Origin of the sequence: Salinisphaera sp., from assembly GCF_035690525.1 — a bacterium.
Classification (GTDB): Bacteria; Pseudomonadota; Gammaproteobacteria; order Nevskiales; family Salinisphaeraceae; genus Salinisphaera.
Map to the genome: position 1 here is coordinate 1 of NZ_DASSKM010000156.1, position 9,710 is coordinate 9,710.

The following is a 9,710-nucleotide window of genomic DNA, read 5'->3' on the forward strand; positions in this document are numbered from 1 at the left end:
CGGATATGATGGGTCAGCGGGCCGCCGGCCAACCGGCCGATGATCATCGTGACGGAAAACACGGCATAGCCGAGCGGTGCGAAGCCTGGTCCGGCATTCAGCGTCTGGGCGAGAAAGATCGCGCTCCAGTCGTTGATCACGCCCTCGGCCATGAGCGCGCAGAAGGAGATCACCGCCAATGCCGCCAGGCCGCGGCCCGGCCAGGCCAACACCGGGGCCGCGGTTTCGCTCGGGGCCAGCCCGCCCGGCGCGTGGATATGCGGCACGAACCGATACGCCGGCACCGCAAGAACCGCGAACAACAGCGCGACCAGGCCCAGATGCACCGCGACCGACACGCCGACGTGCGCGAACAGCGCCCCGAGCATGGCCCCGGCGAAGCCGCCGATGGAAAACAGGGCATGCAGCATCGGCATGAGCGCCCGCTCGGCGGCCTGCTCGAGTGCGGAGGCCTGGGCATTCATGGTCACGTCGAGTAGGCCGTGGCCGGCGCCCAACAGGGTCAGGGCGATGCCCAGAGCGGCCGGATTCGGCGCCAGTGCGGGTAGCACGAGCGCGGCGCACAGCAGGGCCTCGGCGATCGCCAGCACCGGCCGGCCGCCCAGGCGCGCCATCATCGTACCGGCCAGCGGCATGGCGATCAGCGAACCGACCGCCACGCAGGCCAGCAGAGCGCCCATCGCGCCGTCGCCGAGCCCGAAACCGGCCTTGACCGTCGGCACGCGCGCGAACCAACTCGCCATTGCCGCGCCGGTCAGCAGGAAGGCCAGGCCGACGGCCGCGGTCGCGCCGGTGAAGCCGGTCCGGGATCGTCGCTCGATTCGTGACGACATGGGGCAATGGGTTAACGAATAGAGCTGCACGTTATTGCATGTTATTACGCATTCGTGCAAACGTAGTGACAAAACGACAGCGGGAGCGCGGATGCTGAAAGTCGAGCGACATCGGGTCCTGATCGAGCGCCTGGCGCGCGACGGACGGATCGGCTCGGCCGAGTTGGCTCGTGAGCTGGCGGTGTCCGAAGACTCGATCCGCCGCGACCTGCGCGAGCTGTCGGCCCGCGGTGCGCTGCAGCGGATTCACGGGGGCGCGGTGCCGCGGCCGCCGGTGCCGGCCGCCTATGCGGCCCGGCTGGAATCCGGCCAGCCCGGCAAGGCGGCGATCGCCGCGGCCGCCGGCGGCCTGATCCGCGACGGCCAACTGGTGTTCATGGATGGCGGCACGACGCTGCTGGCGGTGGCCGAGCGGCTGCCGCGCGATCTGCGGGCAACGATCGTGACCCATGCGCCGCCGATCGCCGGCGCGCTGATCGAGCACCCCGGCATCGAGGTGTGGCTGGCCGGCGGCCGTATCGACCGGCAACTCGCCGTATCAACAGGCGCCGAGGCGGTGGATTTTCTGCGTGGTTTTCGGGCCGATCTGGCCCTGCTCGGGGTCTGCGCGGTGCATTCCCGCATCGGCCTGACGCTGCCGTCGCCCGACGAGCGGGCGGCGAAGCGGGCGATGATCGAGCAAGCGGGCGAAGTGATCGCCCTGGCCGGGGCGGAAAAGATCGAGACTTCGTTCGCCTGCGTGCTGGCGCCGATCGGCGCCCTGAACCGGTTGGTCACCGATGCCCGGTTACGCTCGACCCAGCGCAGCGCCTATCGCGCGGCCGGCGTCTCGATCATGCAAGTTTGAGGCGGACTACTGTATTTATCCGCAGATTTACACAGATAAACGCAGATGCGGTTCGTTCAGAGAAACAGGCGCCGAATCTTACAAATGAGATCAGTCGGATTGGGCGTCGGCGCTGAATCGCCGATGGATTTCGAGCACATGAATCATGCTCGGCAACAGGGCGGCCAGGGTTTCCTCGGCGCCGGCCGAGCTGCCGGGGAAGGTCAGCGTCAGGCTGTTGCCGATGAAGCCGGACACGCCGCGCGAGAGCGCCGCATGGGGCGTGCGCCGCTGACCGAAGGCGCGCGCGGCCTCCATCAGGCCGGGCATGGGCGTGGTCAGCCGGGGTTCCACGGTTTCGACGACCTTGTCTTTCGGCCCGATACCCGTACCCCCCACGGTGACGATCAGCGATACGGCGCCGGCTACGGCTTGATCGACGGCCGCGCCGACCGGGTCGGGATCGTCGGGTAGCACACGGTAGTCGATGGGGTCGAACCCGGCCTCGATCAGCCCGTCGACCACGGCGCGCCCGGCGGTGTCGCGCTTGTTGCCGTCGGCGACCGGGGTGGAGACCATCAGCACCGTGGCCGGCAATGCGCTCTTGAGCCGGCGGGTGTAGTGGCTCTTGCCGCCCTGTTTCTCGACCAGGTGGATGTCGTCGATGCGCAACGCCTCGGGTTCGGCGTAGGGCTTGAGCATGTCGTAAAGCGTGAGCGCGGCCATGCTGGCGGCGGTCAACGCTTCCATTTCAACGCCGGTGGGGCCGATCGTATGCACCTCGGCCTCGATCGCGACGTGGTCGGGCTCGACGGCGAAATGCACCTCGGCGGCATGAATCGGCAGCGGATGACACAGCGGCAGCAGTTCGTCGGTGCGCTTGGCGGCGAGGATGCCGGCGATGCGCGCCGAGGCCTGCGGGTCGCCTTTTTCGGTATCGCGCGCGGCCACGCGCCGCAGGCAGTAGGGCGGCGCATAAAAACGCGCCGCGGCGACCGCCGAGCGCAAGCTGTCGGGCTTCATGCCAACGTTTTTCACGATGGGTTTTCCGGGTCGTTGCGCGGGCGTTCGGGGTGGGGCACCTCGGTGCCTTCAAGATAGGCCCGGGTGCCGTCGCTATAGTATTCGTTCTTCCATATCGCCACCCGGGCCTTGAGTTCTTCGAGCGCGTGCCGTGCGGCCTCGAAGGCCGGCGCCCGATGCACCGCGCGCACCACCACATAGACGCTCACGTCGCCGAGGCCGAGCCGGCCGGTGCGGTGCTGCAAGCGGCAAGCCTGGATATCGAATGCATCGATCGTTTCGCGTTCGATATCGGCCAGGGTCCGGGCGGCCAGCGGCCCGTAGGCGGAATAATCCATCGATACCACTTCGCCGCCGGCGTTGGCCAGACGCACGGTGCCGCCGAAGACCACCAGCGCACCGCAGCGCGCGTCCTCGGTCTCGGCCATTAGCGCGTCCAGTTCCAGCGGCGTGTCGGTTAGATGGGCCGCGCTGTCCGCTTCGGGCGCGCCGCCCGAAACCGGCGGAATCAGGGCGATGCGGTCGCCGTCGACGACCTCGGCGGTCGGCGGCAGAAGCAGATCGCCGCGGGCGCAGGCGGTCCGCGACAGCAGCGCGGCGGCATCCGGCCAGCGCGTTCGCGCCCGGTCCAGCAGGTGATCGATCGTGTAGGGCGCGGCGAGCGCCAGTTCGACCGTATCGCCACCCATGTATTCGGTCAGCGCGCCGTGGCATTCGAGGGCGACATCGATGGTTTCGGCCATAGCGGTATGTCCTGTGATTACGGCTTCGCGCCGCCGGCAATTGGCGCTCGCTAAATGGTATCTGGGGCTCGGCGCGGCCCGAATGCGCTCAGCGCCGGCGGCTCCGTGTTTCCACGCCGTTGTCGCCGGCCGTCACCAGCACGTCGGCCGGACGCCGCGCGAACAGGCCGACCGTGACCACGCCGGGGATGGCGTTGATCGCATCTTCCATGGCGATGGCATTGGACAGGTCGAGGTTGTAGACATCGAGCACCGGATTGCCATTGTCGGTTCGTACGTTCGGGCGTAGTTCCGGCGAGCCGCCGAGCTTGACCAACTGGCGGGCGACCGCGCTGCGGCCCATCTCGATCACCTCCACCGGGAGCGGAAATTTGCCGAGCGGGTCCACATGCTTGGAGGCATCGACCATGCACACGAAGCGTCGCGATACGCTGGCGATGATCTTTTCGCGCGTGAGCGCGCCGCCGCCGCCCTTGATCAGTTCGAAGTGCCGGTTGACCTCGTCCGCGCCGTCGAAATAAACCGGCAAATTGCCGGTATCGTTCAATTCCTCGACCTCGAACCCGGCTTTTTTCAGCTTCGCGCTGCTCGCCTCGGAGCTGGATACGCAGGCCCGGACCGAGGGTTTGCGCTCGGCCATCACATCGATGAAGTGGTTGACCGTCGAGCCGGTGCCGATCCCGATATAGTCGTCCTCGACGAGAAACTCGTAGGCGGCCTCGGCCGCGGCGCGCTTGGCTTGCTCTTGGGTATTCATATCGCTGATCGGCTCGTGTGACGCCGGGGCAGTGTAGCCGGCAACAGCCCCTGATAACTACCTGAGAACTAGCTGTCGCGGGCGCCGAAGATGGCGGTCCCCACGCGTACATGCGTCGCGCCTTCCGCGATCGCGGCTTCGATATCCGCGCTCATGCCCATCGATAGCGTGTCGAGCGCGTGGCCGGCTTGGTTGAGTTGGTCGCGCAGTTCGCGTAGCGCGGCGAAGGGCCGGCGCTGGAGTTCGAATTCCGCGCTGAACGCCGGAATGGCCATCAGCCCGCGCAGGCGGATACCCGGCAGCTCGGCCATCCGGTCCGCGAGTCCGGCGACCTCTTCGGGCGCGAGGCCGGACTTGCTCGCTTGGGCATCGATATTCACCTGGATGCAGACGTTGAGCGGCGCGGCATTTTCGGGCCGCTGTTCGGACAGCCGACGCGCGATCTTGAACCGGTCGACCGCATGCGCCCAAGCGAAACAGGCCGCGATATCGCGGGTCTTGTTGGACTGAATATCGCCGACAAAATGCCAGGCGATGCCGCGATCGGCCAACGTCTCGATCTTGGCCAGCGCGTCCTGAAGATAGTTCTCGCCGAAATCGGTTTGTCCCGCGTCGTAGGCGGCCGCCACCTGTGCCGCCGGCTTGGTCTTGCTGATCGCGACCAGATGAATATCGCCGGGCTCACGATTAAAACGCGCCGCCGCATCGTCGATCCGGCGCCGCACATCGGCCAGCCGGGCGGCAACATCGACGGCGTTTGCACGCGCCGGGTCTGCGATTTGGGGCATTTTAATCTCCAGTACGACGGGCATCTGCCGATATTGGGTAGGATAACGTGTTCGCGGGGCGCGAGCGGGCAGCGCGCCCGCGATTTTCGGGAGTGATGGCATGAATATTTCGCAGCTGTTGGCGTTCTCGGTGAAGCAGGGCGCCTCCGATCTGCATCTGTCGGCGGACCTGCCGCCGATGATTCGCGTCGATGGCGACGTTCGCCGCATCAATTTGCCGCCGATGGAAGACAAGGAAGTCTTCGATCTCATCCACGACATCATGACCGATCGCCAGCGGCGCGATTTCGACGAGCATCTGGAAACGGACTTCTCTTTCGAGATCAACGGCCTGGCACGATTCCGCGTTAACGCATTCAACCAAAATCGCGGCGCGGCGGCGGTGTTTCGCACCATTCCTTCCGAGGTGCTATCGCTCGAGGATCTGGAGGCGCCGCCGGTTTTTCGCGAGATCGCGTCGTTGCCGCGTGGGCTGGTGCTGGTGACCGGGCCGACCGGTTCGGGCAAATCCACCACGCTGGCGGCGATGGTCAATCACAAGAATGATACCGAACTGGGCCATATCCTGACCGTCGAGGATCCGATCGAGTTCGTGCATAGTTCGCGCAAATGTTTGATTAATCAGCGCGAAGTCTCCCGCGACACCTATTCGTTCAGCGCCGCACTGCGCAGTGCGCTGCGCGAGGACCCCGATACCATCCTGGTCGGCGAGCTGCGCGATCTGGAAACGATCCGGCTGGCGCTGACCGCGGCCGAGACCGGGCATCTGGTCTTTGGCACGCTGCATACCTCGTCGGCGGCCAAGACCATCGATCGCATCATCGACGTGTTTCCCGGCGGAGAGAAGGATATGGTGCGCTCGATGTTGTCCGAGTCGCTGCGCGCGGTGATCTCGCAGACCCTGCTCAAGAAGAAGTCGGGCGGTCGGCTGGCGGCCCACGAGATTATGATGGGCACGCCGGCGATCCGTAACCTCATCCGCGAGGGCAAGATCGCGCAAATGTATTCGGCGATGCAAACCGGCCAGCAAGCCGGCATGCAAACGCTAGATCAATGCCTGGCGCGGCTGGTCCAGCGTGGTGTGGTCGAGCGCGATGAGGCGGCCCGTAAGGCGGCCAATCAGGATTCGATCTAAACTTCGCCATGAACCGGCTGTAATCGATTATGGATCGTGCCCAAGCCACCAAGCTCGTGACCGTGCTGCTCGAGCGGCTGATTGCCGAAGGGGGCTCGGACCTGTTCATCACCGCCGGCTTCGCGCCCGCGATCAAGAAAGACGGCCAGCTCACGCCGCTCATGGAGCGCCCGCTCACCGAGGAGCAGTCGGCGTTGATGACGCGCTCGATCATGAACGACCGCCAAGCGCGCGAGTTCGACGAGTTCAAGGAGGCGCAGTTCGCCATCGCCCCGGCGTCGGGCCGTTTTCGCGTTTCGGCTTTCGTCCAGCAGGGGCGTGTGGGCGCGGTGCTGCGCGTGATCAATACCGAAATTCCCGAGTTCGACGATCTCGGCCTGCCGCCGGTTCTCAAGGACGTGGTCATGGCCGAGCGCGGGCTGGTGATCTTCGTCGGTGCGACCGGTTCGGGCAAATCCACCTCGCTGGCGGCCATGCTCGGTTATCGCAACGCCAACCAGGCCGGGCATATCATCACCATCGAGGACCCGATCGAGTTTGTGCACCCGCATCGCGCTTCGATCGTCACCCAGCGCGAGGTGGGCGTGGACACGCAGTCCTGGGAAAACGCGCTGAAGAACACGCTGCGCCAGGCGCCCAACGTGATCCTGGTCGGCGAGGTGCGCTCGCGCGAGACCATGGAGTACGCGCTCAACTTCGCCGAGACCGGGCATCTGGTGTTGTGCACACTGCATGCGAACAACGCCAATCAGGCGCTCGACCGGGTGATCAATTTCTTCGACGAGGCCAAGCGCGAACAGGTGCTTATGGATCTGTCGCTCAATATGCGCGCGATCATCTCGCAGCGTCTGGTGCGCAAAGTCGGCGCCGGCCGGGCGGCGGCGGTGGAGGTGCTGCTGAACACGCCGCTGGTGACCGATATGATCTTCAAGGGCAAAGTGGCCGAACTGCGCCAGGCTATGACGCGCGGTACCGAGCAGGGCATGCAGACGTTCGATCAGCACCTGTTTCAGCTGTTCGAGGACGGCGTCATCGATTTCGCGGAGGCGCTGCGCAACGCCGATTCGCAGAACGAGCTGCGGCTGAACATCAAGCTCAACAGCGCCCGCGCACAGCAGAATCTGTCGATGGACCCGGAAGTGCGCTCTCTGACCATCGCCGAGCACGAGGACACGTCGCCGGACAGCGATCCGGATGCACAGCATGGACCGGATACGCGCTATGGACCGGATGCGCAGCATGGACGATAATCCGCGTGTCGAGGCCTATCTGCAGCTCGCGATCGACAAGCGGGCCTCGGACATTTATTTCACCGCGCACGCGGCGGTTACGCTGCGGATCAGCGGCCAGGTCTACCCGATCCGCGCGGCGGCCGAGCAGCGGCTGACGCCGGCCTATATCGAAAAGCTCGCCAGGTCGCTCATGAGCGAGGCCCAGCAGGCCGAATTCGAGGTCGAGGGCGAGCTCGACTTCGCGTTCCGATTCGGCACGATCGGGCGCTTCCGCGCCAACGTGTTCCGTCAGCGCGGTTCGGTGGCGATGGTGCTGCGCAACATCGGCAGCGTGCCGACCATCGACGGTTTCGATATGCCGGACGTGCTCAAGCGGCTGGCGATGTACAAGCGTGGCCTGGTACTGGTGGTCGGCGCCACCGGCTCGGGCAAGTCCACCACGCTGGGCGCGATGATCAACCACCGTAACGAGAACGCGGCCGGGCATATTCTCACGATCGAGGACCCGATCGAGTTCATGCATCGTCACAAGCGCTCGATCGTCAACCAGCGCGAGCTCGGCGCCGACACCCGTAGCTTCGCGCGGGCGCTGCGTTCGGCGATGCGCGAAGCGCCGGACGTGGTACAGGTAGGCGAGATCCGCGGCCTGGATACCGCCGATGCCTGTCTCCAACTCGCCAGCAGCGGCCATCTGACGATGGCAACCATGCACGCCGCGAACGCCTATCAATGCCTGCAACGGCTGGTGTCGTTGTTTCCGGAGTCCAAACGCCAGTCGCTGTACATGGATCTGTCGCTTAATCTGCGCGCGATCGTTTCGCAACGGCTGGTGACCGGACGCGAGGGCGAGCGCGTGGCGGTCTACGAAATCCTGGTCAATACAGCCTATATCGCCGATCTGATTCTCAAGGGGCGGATCGAAAAAGTGGCCGAGGCGCTGGCCGATGCCGACCCGGCGAGCGGCGCGATGACCTTCGACGACTCGCTGTTGGCGCAGGTCCGGGCTAAACGGGTCGCGGTCGAAGAAGCGCTCGACCAAGCCGATTCGCGGGACAATCTTCAAAGCCGGCTGGTATTCGCAAACCACTGATCCATCAGGCCGGCTCGCTTCTACAAGTGATTCGATATGGACCAAACCGATAACGCGGCGCAAGCGAAAACCGTGGTGGGTTGGCGCGAATGGGCGAGCCTGCCCGATCTGGGCATTGACTGGATCAAGGCCAAGATCGACACTGGCGCGAGAACATCGGCGCTGCACACCTTCTCGCTCGAAACCGGCCGGGAACACGGCGAGCGGATCGCGCGATTCGGTGTTCATCCGTATCAAGGCAGTACCGAGCACATCGTTTGGTGCCAAGCGCCGATCGTGGACGAACGCAACGTGCGCGATTCCGGCGGTCATCGCGAATGGCGCCATGTTATCGCGACCGATCTGATGATCTCGGGCCGGCGTTGGCCGGTCGAGATCACGTTGACGGCGCGCGATACAATGCTGTTCCGGATGCTCGTCGGGCGCACCGCGATGTCGGCGCTGTGCGTGGATCCGACCGCCTCGTTTGTCTCCGGCCGGCCGCCCTGGGCGTAGCGGTCGTTCAAGCCGGCGACCGTCGCACTGCGGCGGCCGATCGTCCGATCCAGCCCCCGGTGCGCCGGGCCCGCGCACGAGTCTTCGACGCCGAGGTTGACCATGCAAATCGCCATCATGTCCCGCAACAAGAACCTGTATTCCACCCGCCGGCTGATCGAGGCGGCCAAGGGGCGCGACCACGAGGTGATGGTGGTCGATCCGCTGCGCTGCTACATGAACATCGTGCCGCACGCCCCCGAGATTCATTACAAGGGCAAGAAGCTCGAGGGCATCGACGCGATCATTCCGCGTATCGGTGCTTCGATCACGTTCTACGCCACCGCCGTTTTGCGGCAGTTCGAAATGATCGGCGTCTATCCGCTCAACGAATCGGTGGCGATCTCCAGATCCCGCGACAAGCTGCGCTCCATGCAGTTGCTTTCGCGCAAGGGCATTGGTCTGCCGGTGACCGGCTTCGCGCATTCGCCGGACGACACCGACGACCTGCTCGATCTGGTCGGCGGCAATGCGTATGTAATCAAGCTCACCGAAGGCACCCAGGGCAAGGGCGTGGTGCTCACCGAGACCCGCGGCGCGGCCGAGTCCGTGATCGATGCCTTTCGCGGGCTGGACGCGCATTTCCTGGTTCAGGAATACGTCAAGGAAGCCAAGGGTGCGGATATCCGCTGCTTCGTGATCGGCGACAAGGTAGTCGCGTCCATGAAGCGCCAGGGCAAGGAGGGTGAGTTCCGTTCCAATCTGCATCGTGGCGGCTCGGCCAGCGTGATCAAGATCACGCCGGAAGA

The 9,710-nt window shown here is 65.2% G+C and carries 11 protein-coding genes; 6 read left to right on the forward strand and 5 right to left on the reverse strand.

What is annotated here, in order from left to right; translation table 11 throughout:
- Positions 1 to 833, reverse strand: an 833-nt coding sequence (locus VFJ08_RS11885; RefSeq protein ID WP_324997429.1) for an MFS transporter, incomplete at its 3' end; no start/stop codon positions are given.
- A 91-nt stretch (positions 834 to 924) separates the two neighbouring features.
- Between VFJ08_RS11885 and VFJ08_RS11890 the strand changes: the two genes are divergently transcribed.
- The gene (locus tag VFJ08_RS11890; protein ID WP_324997430.1) at positions 925 to 1,680 is read left to right on the forward strand and encodes a DeoR/GlpR family DNA-binding transcription regulator; all 756 of its coding nucleotides are present in this window, start codon (positions 925 to 927) and stop codon (positions 1,678 to 1,680) included.
- A 90-nt stretch (positions 1,681 to 1,770) separates the two neighbouring features.
- Here the strand turns inward: VFJ08_RS11890 and moaCB are convergent, their stop codons facing one another.
- The 4 genes from moaCB to VFJ08_RS11910 form a co-directional block, all read right to left on the reverse strand.
- A complete protein-coding gene (moaCB, locus tag VFJ08_RS11895) occupies positions 1,771 to 2,697 on the reverse strand; it encodes a bifunctional molybdenum cofactor biosynthesis protein MoaC/MoaB (RefSeq protein ID WP_324997431.1) in 927 nt (308 codons plus the stop codon).
- Positions 2,694 to 3,425 (reverse strand): molybdenum cofactor biosynthesis protein, encoded by a 732-nt coding sequence (locus tag VFJ08_RS11900; protein ID WP_324997432.1) that lies wholly within the window; start codon positions 3,423 to 3,425, stop codon positions 2,694 to 2,696. Before VFJ08_RS11900 ends, moaCB begins: the two co-directional genes overlap by 4 nt.
- An 88-nt stretch (positions 3,426 to 3,513) precedes the next feature.
- Positions 3,514 to 4,182, reverse strand: coding sequence for a ribose-5-phosphate isomerase RpiA (gene rpiA, locus VFJ08_RS11905; protein ID WP_349257001.1), 669 nt, complete (start codon positions 4,180 to 4,182; stop codon positions 3,514 to 3,516).
- 68 nt (positions 4,183 to 4,250) lie between these two features.
- Positions 4,251 to 4,970: a YggS family pyridoxal phosphate-dependent enzyme gene (locus VFJ08_RS11910; RefSeq protein WP_324997433.1), complete on the reverse strand. Its 720-nt coding sequence runs from the start codon at positions 4,968 to 4,970 to the stop codon at positions 4,251 to 4,253.
- A gap of 100 nt (positions 4,971 to 5,070) precedes the next feature.
- Between VFJ08_RS11910 and VFJ08_RS11915 the strand changes: the two genes are divergently transcribed.
- The 5 genes from VFJ08_RS11915 to rimK form a co-directional block, all read left to right on the forward strand.
- Entirely contained in the window at positions 5,071 to 6,105 is a 1,035-nt protein-coding gene (locus VFJ08_RS11915) for a type IV pilus twitching motility protein PilT (protein ID WP_324997434.1), read from the forward strand.
- A 29-nt stretch (positions 6,106 to 6,134) separates the two neighbouring features.
- Positions 6,135 to 7,355, forward strand: coding sequence for a PilT/PilU family type 4a pilus ATPase (locus VFJ08_RS11920; RefSeq protein WP_324997435.1), 1,221 nt, complete (start codon positions 6,135 to 6,137; stop codon positions 7,353 to 7,355).
- On the forward strand, positions 7,345 to 8,427 hold the full coding sequence (locus VFJ08_RS11925) for a PilT/PilU family type 4a pilus ATPase (protein WP_324997436.1): 1,083 nt from the start codon (positions 7,345 to 7,347) through the stop codon (positions 8,425 to 8,427). Before VFJ08_RS11920 ends, VFJ08_RS11925 begins: the two co-directional genes overlap by 11 nt.
- A gap of 36 nt (positions 8,428 to 8,463) precedes the next feature.
- Positions 8,464 to 8,922 carry an ATP-dependent zinc protease gene (locus tag VFJ08_RS11930; RefSeq protein WP_324997437.1) on the forward strand — a complete coding sequence of 153 codons (459 nt, stop codon included), beginning with the start codon at positions 8,464 to 8,466 and terminating at the stop codon, positions 8,920 to 8,922.
- Positions 8,923 to 9,024: 102 nt separating this feature from the next.
- Positions 9,025 to 9,710: 30S ribosomal protein S6--L-glutamate ligase (rimK, locus tag VFJ08_RS11935; protein ID WP_324997438.1), on the forward strand; the 686-nt coding region annotated here is incomplete at its 3' end.

Excerpts from the sequence above, each read along its gene's own strand:
- VFJ08_RS11890 (WP_324997430.1), top strand. The coding sequence starts at position 925 with ATGCTGAAAGTCGAGCGACATCGGGTCCTGATCGAGCGCCTGGCGCGC.
- VFJ08_RS11900 (WP_324997432.1), bottom strand. The coding sequence starts at position 3,425 with ATGGCCGAAACCATCGATGTCGCCCTCGAATGCCACGGCGCGCTGACC.
- rpiA (WP_349257001.1), bottom strand. The coding sequence starts at position 4,182 with ATGAATACCCAAGAGCAAGCCAAGCGCGCCGCGGCCGAGGCCGCCTAC.
- VFJ08_RS11910 (WP_324997433.1), bottom strand. The coding sequence starts at position 4,970 with ATGCCCCAAATCGCAGACCCGGCGCGTGCAAACGCCGTCGATGTTGCC.
- VFJ08_RS11915 (WP_324997434.1), top strand. The coding sequence starts at position 5,071 with ATGAATATTTCGCAGCTGTTGGCGTTCTCGGTGAAGCAGGGCGCCTCC.
- VFJ08_RS11920 (WP_324997435.1), top strand. The coding sequence starts at position 6,135 with ATGGATCGTGCCCAAGCCACCAAGCTCGTGACCGTGCTGCTCGAGCGG.
- VFJ08_RS11925 (WP_324997436.1), top strand. The coding sequence starts at position 7,345 with ATGGACGATAATCCGCGTGTCGAGGCCTATCTGCAGCTCGCGATCGAC.
- VFJ08_RS11930 (WP_324997437.1), top strand. The coding sequence starts at position 8,464 with ATGGACCAAACCGATAACGCGGCGCAAGCGAAAACCGTGGTGGGTTGG.